The sequence below is a fragment of the Micromonospora mirobrigensis genome (assembly GCF_900091555.1).
GTDB classification, from domain to species: domain Bacteria; phylum Actinomycetota; class Actinomycetes; order Mycobacteriales; family Micromonosporaceae; genus Micromonospora; species Micromonospora mirobrigensis.
In genome coordinates, this window is the sequence record NZ_FMCX01000003.1 from 360,732 (window position 1) to 378,181 (window position 17,450).

Consider the following 17,450-nt stretch of genomic DNA (forward strand, 5'->3'; position numbering starts at 1 on the left):
GCCGGCGGGTACGGTGCCCCCGTGACCCCCGAGTACGTCGCCGCCATCGATCAGGGCACCACCTCGTCGCGGTGCATCGTCTTCGACCAGGCCGGAGAGATCGTCTCCGCTGCCCAGCGCGAGCACCGGCAGATCTTCCCGCAGCCCGGCTGGGTCGAGCACGACGCGGAGGAGATCTGGGACAACGTCCAGCGCGTGGTGCGCGACGCGCTGGCGGCCGCCGGGATCGGCCCGGACCGGCTCGCCGCCGTCGGGATCACCAACCAGCGGGAGACCACCGTGGTCTGGGACCGGGCCACCGGCCGCCCGGTCGCCAACGCCATCGTCTGGCAGGACACCCGCACCGGGCCGCTGCTGCGGGAGCTGGACCGGGCGTACGGGGAGCAGCGGCTGCGCGAGCGGACCGGGCTGACCCTGGCCACCTACTTCGCCGGCCCCAAGCTGCGCTGGCTGCTCGACCACGTCGACGGGCTGCGCGAGCGCGCCGAGCGGGGCGAGGTGCTCTTCGGCACGATGGACAGCTGGCTGATCTGGAAGCTCACCGGGCGGCACGTCACCGACGTGACCAACGCCAGCCGCACCATGCTGATGGACCTGCGCACCCTGGACTGGGATCCGGAGCTGCTGGACGCGATGCGGGTGCCGGCGGCGATGCTGCCGGAGATCCGCTGCTCGGCCGAGGTCTACGGTACCGCCGACGGGCTGCTCGCCGGGGTGCCGGTGGCCAGCGCCCTCGGCGACCAGCAGGCCGCCCTGTTCGGCCAGACCTGCTTCCAGCCGGGCGAGGCCAAGTGCACCTACGGCACCGGCAGCTTCCTGCTGCTCAACACCGGCGCCAGCCCGGTCGCCTCGGCACACGGGCTGCTCACCACGGTCGCCTACCGGATCGACGGGCAACCACCGGCGTACGCGCTGGAGGGGGCGATCGCGGTGACCGGCTCGCTGGTGCAGTGGCTGCGGGACAACCTCGGCCTGATCTCCACCGCCGCCGAGGTGGAGGAGCTGGCCCGCAGCGTCGACGACAACGGCGGCTGCTACGTCGTACCGGCCTTCTCCGGGCTCTTCGCCCCACACTGGCGCAGCGACGCGCGCGGCGTGATTGCCGGGCTGACCGGCTACATCACCAAGGGGCACCTGGCCCGGGCGGTGCTGGAGGCGTCCGCCTGGCAGACCCGCGAGGTGGTCGACGCGATGAACGCCGACTCGGACGTGGCGCTGCGCCGGCTCCGGGTGGACGGCGGGATGACCGCCAACGGGCTGCTGATGGAGTTCCTCGCCGACGTGCTCGACGTCCCGGTGGTCCGCTCCCGCATCACCGAGACCACCTGCCTGGGCGCCGCGTACGCCGCCGGGCTCGCGGTCGGCTTCTGGCCGGACCTGGCCACCCTGCGCGAGCAGTGGCGCTCCGACGCGGAGTGGACCGCGCGGATGGACCCGGCGCTGCGCGAGCGCGAGCTGCGCCACTGGCGCAAGGCCGTCCAGCGCACCCTGGACTGGGTGGACTGACGGCTGGGACTGGGTGGACTGACGGCTGCGGACGCCGCCCGCGCCGCTCCCACCACCCGCGCCGCCCGCGTCACCAGCGCCACCGTCCGGTCGGCCCGTCCGGCGTCAGTGGTCAGCCGCGCTTGGCCAGCTCCACGAAGGCGCGCCAGGCGGCCGGGGCGAAGGCCAGGGTGCCGCCGTCGCGGTCCGTCGAGTCGCGCACCAGCACGCGGTCGACCAGGTTGTCGGCGACCTCGACGCAGGTGTTCCCGCCGTTGCCGGAGCGGGTCGACACCCGCCAGCGAGGGGTGGGCTCGGTGCTCACAGCTCGTTCACCAGCTTCCCGATCAGGTCGACCGACACGCCGCCCGGCAGGGCCTCGCTCAGCAACACGTCCCACATCCTCCTGATGGTAGCCACCGCGTCCGGCCGGTCCACCACCTGGCCGAAGACACCGTCCACGTAGGCCACCTCGTCCCCGTCCGGCAGGGCGGCCAGCACGAACCCGCCCGCCAGCCCCGGATGGGCGCCCACCCCGGCGGGCACCACGTAGAGCTGGACGTGCGGCAGCGCCGCCAGCTCGACCAGCCGCTCCAACTGGGCCAGGTGCACGTCCCGGTCGCCGACCACCCGGCGCAGCGCGCTCTCGTCGACGATCGCCGTGAACCGCTTCGGGGCGTCGCCGGTGAGCAGCTCCTGGCGGGTCAGCCGGGCCGCCACCAACTGGTCGACCTCGGCCGGGGTGTGCGTGCCCTGCCCGCCGAGCACCGCCCGCGCGTACGCCTCGGTCTGCATCAGACCCGGCACCAACGACGGCTCCGACGTGCGGAGCGCGAGCGCCTCGGTCTCGATGCCCCGCCAGGGCGCGAACCAGGCCGGCGACTCCTGCCGGGCGGCGAGCGCCAGCAGCTCGGCCAGCAGCCCACCGGTGCCCAGCGCCTCGTCGGCCGCCGCCGCGAACTGCGGAGTGGGCCGCCGACGAGCGGTCTCGATGGCCGCGATGGTGGACGGACTCCACCTGATCAGCTCCGCCAGGGCCTCCTGCGAGATGCCCGCACTCGCGCGGGCCGCCTTGAGCGCCCGGATCCACATGTCGCCGTTCATCCGACCCTTCCCGACATCCACCGAGGGTGACCGGACCATCCTCGACGGTCACCGGCGGGTCGGTCCAGGGCTTGCGGCGATATCGGGGTGTCCCGGTCAGGCCCAGCGGTTGCCGGTGAGCTTCTCGTAGACCTCGACGTAGCGGGCCCGGGTCGCCTCGACCACCTCGGCCGGCACCTCGGGGGCGGGGGCCTGCTTGTCCCAACCGCTGTTGGTGGCCCAGTCCCGGACGTACTGCTTGTCGTAGGAGAACTGGCCGCGCCCCGGCTGGTACGACTCGGCCGGCCAGTACCGCGACGAGTCGGAGGTGAGCACCTCGTCGCCGAGGACCAGGGTGCCGTCCGGCGCCCAACCCAGCTCGATCTTGGTGTCGGCGACCAGGATACCCCGGTCGGCGGCGATCTCGGCGCCGCGCCGGTAGACGTCGATGGTGATCTGCCGCAGCCGCTCGGCGGTCTCCGCGCCGACCTTGTCCACCACCTCGGCGAAGGTGATCGGCTCGTCGTGCTCGCCCACCGGCGCCTTGGTGGACGGCGTGAAGATCGGCTCGGGCAGGATGGACGCCTCGACCAGGCCGCGGGGCAGCGCCACGCCGGAGACGGCGCCGGTGCGCTCGTACTCCTTGAGGCCGCCGCCGGTGAGATAGCCGCGGGCCACGCACTCCACCGGGACCATGTCCAGCCGGCGGCACCGGATCGCCCGGCCGGCGAACTCGGCCGGCACGTCGGTGGCCGAAACGACATGGTTCGGCACCAGGTCGGCGAGCTGCTCGAACCACCACAGCGACAGGGCGGTGAGCAGCCGGCCCTTGTCCGGGATCGGCGTCGGGAGCACCACGTCGTAGACGGAGATGCGGTCGGAGGCGACCAGGATCAGGTCGTCGCCGTCGGCGTACACGTCCCGAACCTTGCCCGAGTGCAGAAGTTCCACGCGCCCTAGTACACCACGGGGGCGGACCGCCCCCGATCCGGCCACCCCGGCCGACCACCTGGCGGCCGGACCGTCCGCCCGGCGGAGCCCACCACCCGACCCGGCGTTGACACCCACCGCCGCGACCTGTGTAAATGATCAGATCGCACCCACCCCGTCCCACCATCCAGGAGGAGCCACGTGTCCGCTGCCCGGCCCACCGCCTCCCGCGCCGCCGGGCTCGGCCGGCGCCGGCTCCTCGGCGGGCTGCTCGGGCTGCCCGTGCTGGCCGGCGGCGGCCTGACCGGCTGCGGGGACGCACCGACGGCCCGGGTCGACGACGGCCCGGTCGAGCTGTCGGTCTTCTGGTGGGGCGGGACGAAACGCGCCCAGGCCACCGAGCAGGCGTTGCGCCTCTACTCGCAGCGCAACCCGCGGGTCAGCTTCCGGGTCACCTGGCAGTCGCTGAGCGGCTACTACGACCGGGTGGCCACCCAGGCGGTCGGCGGCAACGTGCCGGACCTGTTCCAGATCGACGACACCGTCCTCACCGAGTACGCCCGGCGCCAGATCGTCCTGGACCTCAGCCGACACGTCGCGGACCGGCGGCTCGACCTGAGCGGCCTGCCCGCCGGACTGGCGCGGTACGGGCAGGTCGAGGGGCGGACCATGGCCGTCGCCGCGGGGCAGAGCCTGCCCGTGCTGGTCTGGAACGCGGACCTGCTGAGCCGGCTGGAGGTGCCCGCGCCGACCGGTGGGATGCCCTGGCCCGACTACATCGCCTGGGCGGCCCGGGTGACCCGCGCGGCGGGCGGCCGGCTGGCCGGGACGGTGGACCCCTCCGGGGACTACCGGGCGTTCTGGCTCTGGCTGCGGTCCCGCGGGGGTGAGCTGTACCAGGACCGCCAGCTCGGCTTCGGCTCCGGCGAGCTGCTGGACTGGTTCGAGCTGTGGGAACGGGCCCGCTCCGACCGGGCCACCCCCGGCGCCGCCCTGGCCGACCAGGCCGACACCGCCGACCCGTCCCGGCAGGGAGTGGTCCGCGGACACACCGCCGCGTCGTTCAGCTGGTCGCACCAGTTCCCCGACCTTCAGCGCTACACCGACGACCGGCTCTCCGTGACCGCCTTCCCCGGCCCGGCCGCCGCCCAGTGGCCCCGCGCCTCGATGTACTGGGCCGGATTCCGGGGCACCCGCCATCCGGACCTGGTGGTCGACGTGATCGACTTCCTGGTCAACGACGTCGCGGCCGGCCGGATCCTCGGCCAGGAACGGGGCCTGAACCCCAGCCAGGCGGTCCGGGCGGCGGTCCGCGGGACGCTCACCGAACCGGGCCGCAAGCAGGTCGCCGCGCTCGCCGAGGGCCTGTCCGGGTTCCTCGGGCCGGCACCGGAGCCGCCGGCGAAGGGACACGCCGCCGTACGGCGGCTGCTGGTCGCCGCCGCCGAGAGCATCCGCTCCGGTGATGCCGGGGCGCGGTCGGCGACCTCGAAGTTCATGGCCCAGGCGAACGCGGCGCTGGCCGGCTGAAACCGGGGGCGGGCCGGGCCCGCCCCCGGTCGAATCGACACCGGGTCAGCGCGGCGGGCCGCCACGCCGGTTACGCATCAGCCGCAGGATCAGCAGCACGATCCCGCCGACCACGACCAGGCAGCAGAGCAGGCCGATGAAGCCGAAGCCGCCGCCGCGGGAGCGCCGCCGGGCGGCCTCCACGACCAGTTCGCCCGTCCCGCTGGACGCCCAGGCGGCGACCGGGACGAACACCGAGAGCACCGCCGCACCGAGGACCGCGCTGAGCCGGCCCCACCACTTGTTCCACGAAGACATGACCCCATCCTCGCCCAGCGGCGCAACCCCGGCACGTCGAAGCGGCGACCCACGGCGTGCCGCGCGCCGGGAGACGACGAAGGGCCCGGAGGAGATCCTCCGGGCCCTTCGACTGCGAGTAGCGGGGACAGGATTTGAACCTGCGACCTCTGGGTTATGAGCCCAGCGAGCTACCGAGCTGCTCCACCCCGCGTCGGTATGTACAGCCTATCGCATCTCCGCGAGGGAGATCAGCCGGGTCCCCCATCCCGCTCCCCCGACCCCGAGACGGGCGCCCGACGCGAGAAGGCCGAGGGCGGGAACCGCCGGCCCGAGGGGTACGCCCGGGAGCGTGAGCAGATCACCCCCGGCAACGGCGAAGGCCCCGGAGGAGATCCTCCGGGGCCTTCGACTGCGAGTAGCGGGGACAGGATTTGAACCTGCGACCTCTGGGTTATGAGCCCAGCGAGCTACCGAGCTGCTCCACCCCGCGTCGGCTCCTGAACACTAGCGCAGCCTGCCCCCGAACCGCAAAACGACCCCGTCGGGCACAAGCCGGACGCCCCACGCGCGGCTCCCACCAGAACGCCCCGATCGCGGAAAGTTGGGCCATCCGGGGGGCCGGAACGCCGCCTGAGACGGCGGGAGCCCGCGGCCGTGGACCGGGGAGGTCCACCGCCACGGGCTCCGAGGAAGCCGGTCCGCCCGGGTCAGCCGTTCGGTGACGGCGCCGGGGAGGCCGACGGGCTGCCGCCCGCCGGCCGGCCGGCCGCCTGCTGGGCCTGCTGGAAGGCGGTCATCGCCTCGTCCAGGGTCTTCAGCGCCTGGCCGTACCGCTCGAAGTCGCCGGAGGTCTGCGCCGCCTTGACCTCGGTGATGGCCTGCTCCACCCGGTCCGCCGCGGTGGCCAGCTCACCGGGGAGCGGCGGCGGACCGGCGTTGGTGGGGGGCGGGGTGCCACCGGTGGACGGCGGGGTGCCGCCCTGCGGCGCCCCCTTGCCCTGTTCGACCAGCTGCTTGATGCCGTCGGTCAGGTTGTTCGCCAGCGCCACGTACGAGCCACCGTCGCCGTACGACACGAGCACCCGCTGGAGCAGCGGGAAGGCGGTCTGGTTGTTGCTCTTCACGTAGACCGGCTCGACGTAGAGCATCCCGTCGCCGAAGGGCAGCGAGAGCAGGTTGCCGTACTGCACCTGGGCCTGGCCGCCCACCGAGAGGACGTTGAGCCGCTCCCGGATGTCGCCGTTGTTGGTCATCTGCTGGTGCACCTGCACCGGGCCGCCGACCCGGGTCTGGTCCGGCAGCTCCCACACCTCCAGCGTCGGCTGCCCGTCGACGTACGACCCGGAGATCAGCGCGGCGAGGTTCTGCCGCCCGTTCGGGGTGACCGCGGAGGTGAGCTGGAACCGCGGGTCCTCCTGACCGGGGAACTCGGTGAAGAGGTAGTACGGCGGCTGCTTCTGGCCGCTGTCCGGCGCGTCCGGCACGTTCGGCACCTGCCAGAAGTCCTGGCCGGAGTAGAAGTCGCCCGGGTTGGTGACGTGGAACTTGGTGAGCAGGTTGCGCTGCACCTTGAACATGTCGGCCGGGTAGCGGAAGTGCGCGCTCAGCTCCGCCGGGATCTCGGCCTTCGGCAGCAGCAGGTCGCCGCCGAACGCCTTGTTCCACGCCTTCAGCACCGGGTCGGTGTCGTCGAACTCGTAGAGCCGGACCGTGCCGTCGTACGCGTCGACGGTGGCCTTGACCGAGTTGCGCATGTAGTTGACGTTCTCCCGGGCCAGCTGGAAGGTGCCCCGGTTGGTCAGCTCGTCGGTGGTCTCCTGCTGCAGGTTCACCCGCTCCGCGTACGGGTAGGTCGCCGCCGTGGTGTAGCCGTCGACGATCCACTGGACCCGCCCGTCGACCACCGCCGGGTACGGGTCACCGTCGAGGGTGAGGAACGGTGCGACCTTCTCCACCCGGTCCCGCGGGTTGCGGACGTACAGCAGCTTGGACTTGTCATTGACCGACTCGGAGAGCAGGAAGTTCGACTCCTGCTCCTTGATGGCGTAGAGCAGCCGGCGGGTGAACGACCCGATCTTGACGCCGCCCTCGCCGGTGTAGGTGTAGTACTGCTCGCCGCCGGTCGAGGTCGGGCGGTCGAACTCGACGTTGCGGTCGCCGGTCTGCCCGACGATCGCGTAGTCGTCGGCACCCATCCGCTCGCCGTAGTAGATCCGCGGCTGTTCGGTCGGGATCTGGTCCGTCGGGGAGGTGCAGCCGGCCGCCTCCTTGGCGGGGTCGCCCAGCGAGCCGGAGACGAAGTACGGCACGCCGTTGCAGATCTGGTTCGCCGGGGCGGCGACCAGGCCGTACCCGTGGGTGTAGACGGTGTGCTTGTTGATCCAGTTGTTCTGGCTCAGCTCGCCGTAGTTGATCTCCCGGACGCCGACCACGTAGTCGGAGGTCTTCCCGTTCACCGGGTACCGGTCGATGTCCAGCTTCGGGCCGAAGTCGTAGAAGCCCCGCACCTGCTGGAGCTGGGTGTACGTCTCGGAGACCAGCTGCGGGTCGAGCAGCCGGGCGTTGCCCACCACCGAGGTGTCGGTGGCCAGGCTGGCCGGCGGGACGAGGTTGCTCGCCGCGTACCCCTGCGTCTTCGTCTCCTTGAGGCCGAACGCGGAGCGGGTGGCCTCGATGCTCCGCGCGATGTACGGCGCCTCCTTGTCCCGGGCGCTCGGCTTGACCTCGAAGGTCTGCACGGCCCACGGGTAGATGCCGCCGATGGCGACCGCGGAGACCCCGAGCAGGGCCAGCGCGATGCCGGGCCAGACCAGGTTCCGCATAACCGCGTTGGAGAAGACGATGATCGCGATGGCCACCACGATCGAGATGTAGGCGAGGATCTCCTTGGCCGGCAGCAGCGCGTTGACGTCGGCGTAGCCGGCGCCGTAGAGCTTGGCGCCCTCGTTGTACTCCAGCAGCATGGCCCGCCGGTCCAGCACGTACGCGATGGCCTTGAGCAGCACGAAGACCGCGACGAGCGTGCTCAGGTGGGCCCGCGCGGCGTTGGTCATCCGGTCTCCCACGCCCTGCAACCGCACCCCGCCGAAGACGTAGTGCACGGCCAGCGCGCCGAGCAGCGAGAGCACCACCGCGGTGAAGCCGACCCCGAGCAGGTAGCGCCAGAACGGCAGCTGGAAGACGTAGAACCCGATGTCGACCCCGAATTCCGGGTCCTTGACGCCGAAGTTCCCGCCGTTGCGGAAGAGCAGCCACTGGTTCCACCGGCTCTGCGCCGACAGGCCGGCGAAGAGGCCGATCACGCCGGCCACCACGGCGATCCAGGTGCCCAGCCGGGGGGTGAGCAGCATCCGGTAGCGCTCCAGGGTGGCCTGCTCCAGCGAGTGCGGGCGCAGCTGGGGCCGGAGTCGGTACGCCAGCCAGAGGTTGCCGCCGATCACCGCCGCCATGCCGAGGCCGACCGCCAGGAAGAGCAGCAGCCGGGTGGTCAGCACCCCGGTGAAAACCTCCGTGTAGCGGACCTCGGAGAACCAGAGCCAGTCCGTCCACGCCTGCACACCCCAACCGAGCAGGGTGAAGAGCACGAAGACGGCGACCAGGACACCGATGGTGACGCGCCCGCGCCGGCTCATCCTGGGCATGGGGCTGCTACGCATGACCACTGTTGGCTCCGCACGCTCGATGTGATCGGCTCCGACCAGGCACCCAGAGTACGGGGTGTTCCTGAACACGTCGGGTCCACCTCACGCCGCGCCGCCCGCCGGCGACGGGCGGGAACGGTCGCCGGCCGTCAGCAGCGGGTCGGCTGACCTCCGGAGCGGAGCTTCTCCAGGGTGTCGAGGGCCTCGTCCAGCGAGCCCACCTTGAGCAACGGCAGGTCGGGCTGCGGGTTGCGGACCGCCTCCGCGCAGTTGTCGGCGGGCACCAGGAAGACCTTCGCGCCGGCCCGCTTCGCGCCGACCAGCTTCTGCGCGATGCCGCCGATCGGGCCGACCCGACCCTCGTCGTCGATGGTCCCGGTGCCGGCGATGACCTTCCCGCCGGTGAGGTCGGCCGGCTCCAGCTTGTCCACCACGCCGAGGGCGAACATCAGGCCGGCGCTCGGCCCGCCGATGTCGCCCAGGTCGATGCTGAGGGTGAACGGGTGCGGCTGCCGCTGGTCGATCTCGACGCCGATCCGCGGCCGGCCGTCCTGCTCCCGGCTGGTGACGTCGGCCGTGGCCGCGGCACCGGACCGGGTGTAGCCGATCTTGAGCGAGGTGCCGGCCGGCTTGGCCCGGATCAGCTCGGTGAGCTTCGCGGCGCTGGTCACCGGCGCGCCGTCGACCGAGGTGAGCACGTCACCGACCTGGAGCCGGCCGGTCGACGGCCCGCCCCCGACCACCGTCTTGACCAGCACCTGGACCGGGTAGCCCAGCTCCCGCAGGGCGGCGGTCTCCGCGCTGGTCTGGGACGCCTGGAAGTCCTCGGCGTTGCGCTTCTCCACCTCCTGCTGCGACTCCCCCGGCGGGTAGACCAGCTCGCGCGGCACCACCGCCTCGTCGTGGGAGAACCAGCCGGCCAGCGCCGAGCGCAGCCGCACCGTGGGCTGCACGCCGACGGTGGTGAGCCGCAGCTGCCCGGCGGAGGTCGAGGTGGCCCGCCCGGAGACCTGGATGACCTCCTTGCCGTCCGCGGTGCCCAGGGTGTTCACCGTCGGACCGGGGCCGAGCACGACGTACGGGATGGGCGCGCCGAGCACCCCGATGCTGAGCAGTGCGGTGAGCAGGGCACCGAGAAGGACGGTCACGCCGCGTCGTCTCATGCGGCAGAGCGTACCGATCGGGGTGCGGCCCTCCGGCGACCTGACCCGGACTTCGCCCTCAGCGCAACGCCGGTGGCGGCGACCTGGGGCGCGGCGCGCGTACCGTAGACGTCGTGCCTGATATTCCGTTCGGTTTCGCGCTCCCGGGTGGTCAGCCACCAGACCCCAACGATCCCGCGCAGATGCAGCAGTTCATGTCGCAGCTGCAGCACCTGCTCTCGGCACCGGGCAGCGGGCCGGTGAACTGGGACCTGGCCCGGCAGGTGGCCGCCAGCCAGCTCGCCGCCTCCGGCGACCCGGCGGTCTCGATGTACGAGCGGCACGCCGTGGAGGAGGCGCTCCGCCTGGCCGACCTGTGGCTGGAGCCGGCGTCGGCCTGGCCGACCGGCATCCAGACCTCGCTGGCCTGGAACCGGAACGAGTGGATCTACAAGACGCTGGACGTCTGGCGCAAGCTCTGCGACCCGGTGGCCAGCCGGATGGTCGGCGCGATGGGTGACCTGGTGCCGCCGGAGGCCCGCGCCCAGCTCGGCCCGATGCAGTCGATGGTCGCCACGCTGGGCGGGGCGCTCTTCGGCGGCCAGCTCGGCCAGGCGCTCGGCTCGCTCGCCGCGGAGGTGCTCTCCGCCGGCGACATCGGCCTGCCGCTCGGTCCGGCCGGCACGGCCGCGCTGATCCCGGCCAACATCCGGGCGTACGGCCAGGGCCTGGAACTGCCCGAGGACGAGGTACGCCTCTACGTCGCGCTCCGCGAGGCGGCGCACCAGCGGCTGTTCCAGCACGTCCCGTGGCTGCGCGGGCACGTGCTGACCGCCGTGGAGAACTACGCCTCGGGCATCCGGGTCAACCGGGAGGCGATCGAGGAGGCGATGGGCCGGGTCGACCCGACCGACCCGGAGTCGATGCAGGCGATCGCCCTGGAGGGCATCTTCACGCCGGAGGACACCCCGGCCCAGAAGGCGTCGCTGGCCCGGCTGGAGACGGTGCTCGCCCTGGTCGAGGGCTGGGTCTGCCACGTGGTGGACAGCGCCGCCGGTGACCGGCTGCCCAACGTCGTACGCCTGGGTGAGGCGTTCCGCCGTCGCCGGGCCGCCGGTGGGCCCGCCGAGCAGACGTTCGCCGCCCTGGTCGGGCTGGAGCTGCGGCCGCGCCGGCTGCGCGAGGCCGCGGCCCTCTGGGCGGCGTTGACCGAGCACCGGGGCATCGCCGGTCGGGACGCCCTGTGGGACCACCCCGACCTGCTCCCCTCCGACGACGACTTCGCCGACCCGGTGGCGTTCGCGCAGGCCCAGCTCGACCAGGGTGAGCTGGACACGTTCGACTTCACCGCGCCGGGTGGCCCGCAGGAGCAGCCGCCGGGTGGGCGGCCGGAGGGTCCGGAGGACACCGAGGGCGGCACCGCGAAGGCCTGACTCCGGCTCGGCTGGTGGGCCCGGTGCCCGCCGGCCGGCGGCGCGGGCGCCGAGACCGGAAGTGACACTGCTGTCGAGCGTGATACCTGAGAGTCATCATTGTTCCTCTCAGGTATCACGCTCGTTGGCGTCCACGGGTCCGGGTGAACCGAAGCCTGGAGCGCGCGGCCGGCTCGGCCGGGCCGGATGGGAGGAATCAGGCGCGGCTGCCGGAGAGCAGGGCGCGGGTCGCCTCCCAGCCCTCGAAGGCCGGGTCGAGCGTGGCCAGTTCACCGGGCCCGCGTAGGCGCCGCCAACCCGCGGTCACCGCCACGTCGCCGGGCTGCGGGGCGGCCGACCGCACGTCGTCGGGGACCGCGGTGTCCAGGTCCACCGGCGGCAGCCACTCCGGAGCAGGCAGTCGGGTGGCCAGGCCCAGCAGGCCGGGGCCGGTCCCCTGGGCAGGCGCCACGGCGACCGGTCGGCTGGTGAGCGGGCGGAGCAGCTTGCCGAGCGTCAGCGCGGGCACGTCCGGGGCGTCGGCGGCGATCACCGCGGCCTGGTCGTACCCGGTCAGTGCGGCCAGGACCGCGTCGACGGTCGGTGTCGGCACCTCGTGCACCGCGGTGCCGGGCCAGACCACCTCGTCGGCCAGCCACCGGTCCTCAGGTGTGACGGCGACGGCGGTCTCCACCTCGTCGAGCGTGGCGAGCAGGTCCACCACGTCCTCGGCCAACGCGGCACGCCACCGGCCCGGGTCGATACCGGGCGGCGTCCACGGCACCGGGACGAGCAGGGCCACCACCACACGTCGGACCATCCCCCGACCCTAGTCGGCCCCGGCGCCCGCCGCGTCCGGCGCTCGGCCCGGTCGCCCCGTCCGGCGGCGACGGGCGGTCAGTCGGCGGGGAGCCCGGCCGCCGCCGCGACGCCCTCCAGGTAGCCCCGGGCCCGCTCGGCCTTCGGGTACCGCCCGACCAGCGCCCAGAACCGGGCATTGTGGCTGGGGACGACGAGGTGGGCCAGCTCGTGCACCAGCACGTAGTCGAGCACCCACTCCGGCATGTCCTGGAGCCGGTGCGAGATCCGGATGGTCCGGTCGGCCGGGGTGCAGGACCCCCACCGGCCGTTCTGGTTGGTGACCCAGCGGACGCTGGCCGGCACGGCCTGCGGGCCGTGGTCGGCCAGGTAGAGGGAGATCAGCCGGGCGGCCCGGTCGAGCAGTTCGGTGTCCGAGCGGGCCAGCCGGCCCTCCCGGGCGGCGAGCCGGGCCAGCATCCGGTCGACCCACTCGGTCTCCTCGGCCCGCGAGAACTGGTCGGGGATGAGCACGACCACCCGCTCACCGTCCCGGTACGCGGACACTGTGCGTCGCCGACGCTGGCTGCGCCGTACCTCGACGACCGGCTTCCGCACCCCTGCCATGGCCGGGCGCTCAGCCTCGGATTCCTGTCACGAAGGAAAGCTAATGCGTACTGACCAGGGGTCCGCAAGGGTCAACCGCACAACACGCGTCCGGAAAATGACGGTTGGTGACCAGGAGTCCCTAAAAAAAACCTTGCGGAGGGGTCCGCGCGTGCCCTCATCACCCTTCGTGAAGGGCCGGGGCGGTCGCCGGGCACGCCGCCGGCTCCGCGCCCACGGTAGGTGATCATCGGTGCGGGGTGCGCCCCGGGGGTCGTACGGGGTGATCTGGGTGGCTCTACCCGGCGTGTCCCCGCCAAACTGGCTTATCCGGCCCTTTTCGGCATGCACACTCTCGACGTCGACTTGCTCACAGTGTCGATGCACAGCTGACATGGAACTGCCCAGACCTGGGTAGGGTCCGCCAACCAGCGGTCACGTGGGTGGCTGCGGAAAGTCCCAGCGCCGGGCCCCGGGAGGGACCGGCGCGGGGCGACCGCCGGGACGGCAGGACCGGCGGACGAGACGAGGAGGACACCGTGGCCGACCAGGCCCAGACGACGTACAACGGTTACTGCGTCAAGTGCAAGGAGAAGCGGGACTTCGAGGGACACGTCGAGGTCTCCAAGACCGGGATGAACATGGCCAAGGGCAAGTGTCCGGTGTGCGGGACAACAGTGAACCGCATCCTGGGCAAGGCCAAGGTCTGACCCGGACGACTCGAGGCAGGGGTGGCCGGTGGCCGCCCCTGCCTCGTCCGTACCCGCTGTCGGGTGCCCGACAGGGGTTACCGACCGGTTGTGGAAATCGCGGGAAGTCTTGTGGATAACCCTGGGTGCAGGGCCGCGCACCTGTGGACAACGATCGACCGAACGCACGGTGGCGGTCACGATCCGGAGTCATGACGCGTACCGCCCTTCCCCGCCCCACCCTGCTACCGGGGCTCACCCGGCTCTGGCGCGACCGGCACACCCTCCAGTTGGGCGTCGAGCCCGGCCGGGCCGTCCTGCTGGAGGTGGCCAACCCACGGGCGGCCCAGCTGCTGGAACTGCTCGACGGCAGCCGCAGCGAGCGCAGCATCCTCGCCCACGCGAACGCCGCCGACGTCCCGGCCGCCGAGGCCCGCACCCTGCTCGACGCGCTGCGCGCCGCCGGGCTGGTCGTACCCGCGCACACCCTGCTCCCGCGTGACCTGGCCGGTGCGTCCCGCACCCGGCTCGCCGCCGAGGCCGGGGCGCTCGCCCTGGCCGGCGCCGACCTGCCCGGCACCCCCGCCCAGGTGTTGCGCCGCCGCCGCGCCGCCCGGGTGGTGCTGACCGGGGGCGGTCGGCTCGGCGGGCCGCTCGCCGTCGCCCTGGCCCAGGCCGGGGTGGGTCACGTCGACGTCGACCTGACCGGCCCGGTACGCCCCGCCGACCTGGTCGGCACCGGCCTCGACGCCGCCGAGGTGGGCCGGCCGCTCGCCGCCGCCGTCCGCGCCGCCCTCGCCCGCACCGCCCCGGGCACCGGCACCGGCCGGCTGCGCCGGGGACGCACCGACCTGGTCGTCCAACTCGACACCGATCGCCCCGCGGCACTGCTCGCCACCGGGTACGCCCAGCGCCGCCAGCCGCACCTGCTGGTCGGTCTCCGCGAGGGCGTACCCGTGGTGGGGCCGATGGTGCGCCCCCCGGTCGGACCCTGCCTCAACTGCCTGGACCTGCACCGCGCCGACCGCGACCCCGGCTGGCCCGGGCTCGCCGCCCAGCTCGCGGCGGCCACCCCCGACCAGGACTGCGCGACCGCCACCCTGCTCGCGGCCGTCGGCTACGCCGCCGCCGAGGCCCTCGCCCACCTCGACGGCGGCACCCCGGAGACGCTTGGCTGCGCGGTGCGGGTGGCCGCGGCCGGCCGGTTCCGGCGCCGGGTCTGGGCCCCGCATCCCTCCTGCGGGTGTTCGGGCGGACGCCGATGAGGGGCCAGCCCGGCTTCGGAGCAGCAGCGGACCCCTCGCGTCGGTAACAATGGCCGGGTGACCGACATCCCGCGCCGGGCCGTGTCCCGGACCGCCAAGCTCGCCGCTCTGCCGCTCGGCTTCGCCGGGCGGACCGTCCTCGGCATGGGTAAGCGCGTCACCGGGCTCGCCTCCGACGTGATCTCCGCGGAGATCCAGCAGCGCACCGCCGAACAGCTCTTCAGCGTGCTCGGCCAGCTCAAGGGCGGGGCGATGAAGTTCGGCCAGGCGCTGTCGGTCTTCGAGGCCGCGCTGCCGGAGGAGGTCGCCGCCCCCTACCGGCAGGCGTTGACCAAGCTCCAGGAGGCCGCGCCTCCGCTACCGGTGGCCAGTGTGCACAAGGTGCTTGCCGAGCAGCTCGGCCCGGACTGGCGGGACCGGTTCGTCGAGTTCGACGACACCCCGGCCGCCGCGGCCAGCATCGGCCAGGTGCACCGTGCGGTCTGGCGGGACCCGGGCTACGGCCCGGCCGGCGGACCGAAGCACCGGGACGTGGCGGTCAAGATCCAGTATCCGGGCGCCGGGGACGCGCTCCTGGCCGACCTCAAGCAGCTCTCCCGGCTCGGCGGCATGTTCCGGGCGATCCAGCCGGGCCTGGACGTCAAGCCCCTCCTGGCGGAGCTGCGGGAGCGGATCACCGAGGAGCTCGACTACGAGCTGGAGGCCGAGTCGCAGCGCGCCTTCGCCGCCGCGTACGCCGGCGACCCGGAGATCTTCATCCCGGAGGTGCTGGACTCCTCCCCCCGGGTCCTGATCACCGAGTGGATCGAGGGCACCCCGCTGTCGGAGATCATCCGCGCCGGCACCGAGGAGCAGCGCGACGAGGCCGGCCGGCTGATGGCCGAGCTGCACCTCTCCGCCCCGATGCGGGCCGGGCTGCTGCACGCCGACCCGCACCCGGGCAACTTCCGGCTGCTCCCCGACGGGCGGCTCGGCGTGATCGACTTCGGGGCGGTGGCCCGGATGCCGGAGGGCACCCCCGAGCCGATCGGCCGGCTGGCCGGGCTGGCGCTGCGCGGCGAGGCCGACGCGGTGGTCGCCGGGCTGCGCGAGGAGGGCTTCGTCAGCCCCACCGAGCCGATCGACGCCCAGGCCCTCCTGGAGTACATCCAGCCGATGCTCGCCCCGGTCGCCGAGGAGGAGTTCCGGTTCAGCCGGGCCTGGCTGCGCTCGGAGGCGACCCGGCTGGCCAGTCCCAAGTCGCCGGCCTTCCAGCTCAGCCGGCAGCTCAACCTGCCCCCGTCGTACCTGCTGATCCACCGGGTGACGCTGGGCTCGATCGGGGTGCTCTGCCAGCTGGAGGCGAAGGCGCCGTACCGGGCCATCCTGGAGCGCTGGCTGCCCGGCTTCGCCCCGGTGGGCTGACCGGCACGAATGCCACGGGGGCGACGGCCGTTCGGCCGTCGCCCCCGTCGTAGGTGGACAAGGATCTAAGCGGTGCCCAGGTCGCGAGCCGACTGGGTACGGCTGCGCATCGCGACGGTACGGGCGGAACGGGCTGCCTCAGTGCTCGTGGTGGTACGACCGGCCTGAGGCCGGCGCATTCGAGCCCGGGACAACGCTTCGTGGAGTAGTTGCATCTCGGTTCCGTTCGGCATGTTCAGCACGGGTTTCGGCTTTCTCGTGGGGCCGGTGGAGGGACACCGGCGCGGTTACGTGTGGAACGGGTTGGTTGTCAGGCCGCCAGCCGGACCGCGTTGCGCGACTCGGACAGCCCACTGGCCGCCAGTCGCGCCTCGGCCTCGACCCGGAGTTCGGCGTCACGGGCCAGGTCCTCCTTGCGCGGGCGACCACGGGGCCGCTTGCGCGGGACGACCGCGCCACGCTCGAAGATCTCGCCACCCCAGACGCCCCAGGGCTCGGCCCGCTCGACCGCCCCGGCGAGGCACTCGACGCGCAGCGGGCAGTCCCCGCAGAGCGACTTGGCCAGCTCGAGCTGGGCGGGCGAGTCGGAGAACCACAGGTCGGGGTCGAACTTCCGGCAGGGCAGGTTCGCCTCCACCTCGACGCTCACGTCGAGTGGGGCCAACGCCAGACTCATGCCCGGTCACCTCTCTCTCGTTTCGATCTCGTGGATCGCATTCCGGGTACTTCGGCACTACGGCGGTGCAAAAAAACTGAGGCCGCGGATCCCGGTAGCGGGTTCCGCGGCCTCGAGGTGAGCCGGTGGTCTGGAGATCAGACCGGTCTACCTCGAGGTGGAACGCCGCGGACATCCATGCGCTTGTTGGCGACATCGATACCCTTGCCCGTGAAGCCACTGGTCCCGTGGAATCCGGCAGTGGGCACGAGGGTCCGGTTCAGCTCGGCCTGAACCTGGACCTGGTGCGCCTGCGGAGCCCACGGTCGAGCAGCCAGGGCAACCCGGACAGCCGACAGCGGAGCAACGGCGGCAAGCGGCGCCGCCGGACGCTCATACGTGTAGCTCTCCACTGGTGCCACCTCCTCCGGTGCACTCGATATGCCGACTCGGTCCCAACCCCGTTGAGCAGCCGGAATGGCGCCGCTCCCGAGGTGTGTCCTGAGGCTATTCCTCGTCTCCGGGCGAGGG

Annotated in this window: 16 protein-coding genes and 2 tRNA genes; 6 read left to right on the forward strand and 12 right to left on the reverse strand. The window is 72.9% G+C overall.

What is annotated here, in order from left to right:
- The first annotated feature begins 21 nt into the window (after window positions 1–21).
- The gene (gene glpK / locus GA0070564_RS12815) at window positions 22–1,506 is read left to right on the forward strand and encodes a glycerol kinase GlpK (protein ID WP_091609141.1); all 1,485 of its coding nucleotides are present in this window, start codon (window positions 22–24) and stop codon (window positions 1,504–1,506) included.
- A gap of 112 nt (window positions 1,507–1,618) precedes the next feature.
- Here the strand turns inward: glpK and GA0070564_RS12820 are convergent, their stop codons facing one another.
- The 3 genes from GA0070564_RS12820 to GA0070564_RS12830 all read right to left on the reverse strand — a co-directional run bounded on the left by GA0070564_RS12820 (window position 1,619) and on the right by GA0070564_RS12830 (window position 3,519).
- Window positions 1,619–1,810: a DUF397 domain-containing protein gene (locus GA0070564_RS12820; protein WP_091608213.1), complete on the reverse strand. Its 192-nt coding sequence runs from the start codon at window positions 1,808–1,810 to the stop codon at window positions 1,619–1,621.
- The gene (locus GA0070564_RS12825) at window positions 1,807–2,589 is read right to left on the reverse strand and encodes a helix-turn-helix domain-containing protein (RefSeq protein ID WP_091608216.1); all 783 of its coding nucleotides are present in this window, start codon (window positions 2,587–2,589) and stop codon (window positions 1,807–1,809) included. The genes GA0070564_RS12820 and GA0070564_RS12825 overlap by 4 nt, the downstream gene beginning before the upstream one ends.
- 96 nt (window positions 2,590–2,685) lie before the next feature.
- Window positions 2,686–3,519, reverse strand: a complete 834-nt coding sequence (locus GA0070564_RS12830; RefSeq protein WP_091608219.1) for a phosphoribosylaminoimidazolesuccinocarboxamide synthase — start codon at window positions 3,517–3,519, stop codon at window positions 2,686–2,688.
- A 180-nt stretch (window positions 3,520–3,699) separates the two neighbouring features.
- On the opposite strand from GA0070564_RS12830, the gene GA0070564_RS12835 reads away from it, so the two are divergent.
- Window positions 3,700–5,028, forward strand: coding sequence for an ABC transporter substrate-binding protein (locus GA0070564_RS12835; protein ID WP_091608223.1), 1,329 nt, complete (start codon window positions 3,700–3,702; stop codon window positions 5,026–5,028).
- 45 nt (window positions 5,029–5,073) lie between these two features.
- On the opposite strand, the gene GA0070564_RS12840 is transcribed toward GA0070564_RS12835, so the two are convergent.
- The 5 genes from GA0070564_RS12840 to GA0070564_RS12860 all read right to left on the reverse strand — a co-directional run bounded on the left by GA0070564_RS12840 (window position 5,074) and on the right by GA0070564_RS12860 (window position 10,111).
- Window positions 5,074–5,325 carry a hypothetical protein gene (locus tag GA0070564_RS12840; protein ID WP_091608228.1) on the reverse strand — a complete coding sequence of 84 codons (252 nt, stop codon included), beginning with the start codon at window positions 5,323–5,325 and terminating at the stop codon, window positions 5,074–5,076.
- A gap of 119 nt (window positions 5,326–5,444) precedes the next feature.
- Window positions 5,445–5,518, reverse strand: a tRNA-Met gene (locus GA0070564_RS12845).
- A gap of 205 nt (window positions 5,519–5,723) precedes the next feature.
- A tRNA-Met gene (locus GA0070564_RS12850) sits at window positions 5,724–5,797 on the reverse strand.
- A 217-nt stretch (window positions 5,798–6,014) separates the two neighbouring features.
- On the reverse strand, window positions 6,015–8,963 hold the full coding sequence (locus GA0070564_RS12855) for a UPF0182 family membrane protein (protein WP_176730660.1): 2,949 nt from the start codon (window positions 8,961–8,963) through the stop codon (window positions 6,015–6,017).
- 134 nt (window positions 8,964–9,097) lie between these two features.
- Entirely contained in the window at window positions 9,098–10,111 is a 1,014-nt protein-coding gene (locus tag GA0070564_RS12860; protein WP_176730661.1) for a YlbL family protein, read from the reverse strand.
- 182 nt (window positions 10,112–10,293) lie between these two features.
- Between GA0070564_RS12860 and GA0070564_RS12865 the strand changes: the two genes are divergently transcribed.
- Window positions 10,294–11,523, forward strand: a complete 1,230-nt coding sequence (locus GA0070564_RS12865) for a zinc-dependent metalloprotease (RefSeq protein ID WP_091608240.1) — start codon at window positions 10,294–10,296, stop codon at window positions 11,521–11,523.
- A 196-nt stretch (window positions 11,524–11,719) separates the two neighbouring features.
- On the opposite strand, the gene GA0070564_RS12870 is transcribed toward GA0070564_RS12865, so the two are convergent.
- Together GA0070564_RS12870 and GA0070564_RS12875 are read right to left on the reverse strand one after the other, a co-directional pair.
- The gene (locus GA0070564_RS12870; protein ID WP_091608244.1) at window positions 11,720–12,322 is read right to left on the reverse strand and encodes a hypothetical protein; all 603 of its coding nucleotides are present in this window, start codon (window positions 12,320–12,322) and stop codon (window positions 11,720–11,722) included.
- Window positions 12,323–12,399: 77 nt separating this feature from the next.
- A complete protein-coding gene (locus GA0070564_RS12875) occupies window positions 12,400–12,927 on the reverse strand; it encodes a M48 metallopeptidase family protein (protein ID WP_091608248.1) in 528 nt (175 codons plus the stop codon).
- 518 nt (window positions 12,928–13,445) lie between these two features.
- Between GA0070564_RS12875 and GA0070564_RS29300 the strand changes: the two genes are divergently transcribed.
- From GA0070564_RS29300 to GA0070564_RS12885, 3 genes are all read left to right on the forward strand, one after another.
- Entirely contained in the window at window positions 13,446–13,616 is a 171-nt protein-coding gene (locus GA0070564_RS29300) for a DUF5679 domain-containing protein (RefSeq protein WP_167457767.1), read from the forward strand.
- A 191-nt stretch (window positions 13,617–13,807) separates the two neighbouring features.
- Window positions 13,808–14,860: a TOMM precursor leader peptide-binding protein gene (locus GA0070564_RS12880; protein ID WP_091608252.1), complete on the forward strand. Its 1,053-nt coding sequence runs from the start codon at window positions 13,808–13,810 to the stop codon at window positions 14,858–14,860.
- Window positions 14,861–14,917: 57 nt separating this feature from the next.
- On the forward strand, window positions 14,918–16,264 hold the full coding sequence (locus GA0070564_RS12885; RefSeq protein ID WP_091608261.1) for an ABC1 kinase family protein: 1,347 nt from the start codon (window positions 14,918–14,920) through the stop codon (window positions 16,262–16,264).
- Between the two features lie 310 nt (window positions 16,265–16,574).
- On the opposite strand, the gene GA0070564_RS12890 is transcribed toward GA0070564_RS12885, so the two are convergent.
- Both GA0070564_RS12890 and GA0070564_RS12895 read right to left on the reverse strand, forming a co-directional pair.
- Entirely contained in the window at window positions 16,575–16,940 is a 366-nt protein-coding gene (locus tag GA0070564_RS12890) for a WhiB family transcriptional regulator (protein ID WP_091608266.1), read from the reverse strand.
- Window positions 16,941–17,077: 137 nt separating this feature from the next.
- Window positions 17,078–17,332 carry a hypothetical protein gene (locus GA0070564_RS12895; protein ID WP_091608269.1) on the reverse strand — a complete coding sequence of 85 codons (255 nt, stop codon included), beginning with the start codon at window positions 17,330–17,332 and terminating at the stop codon, window positions 17,078–17,080.
- Window positions 17,333–17,450 lie beyond the last annotated feature (118 nt).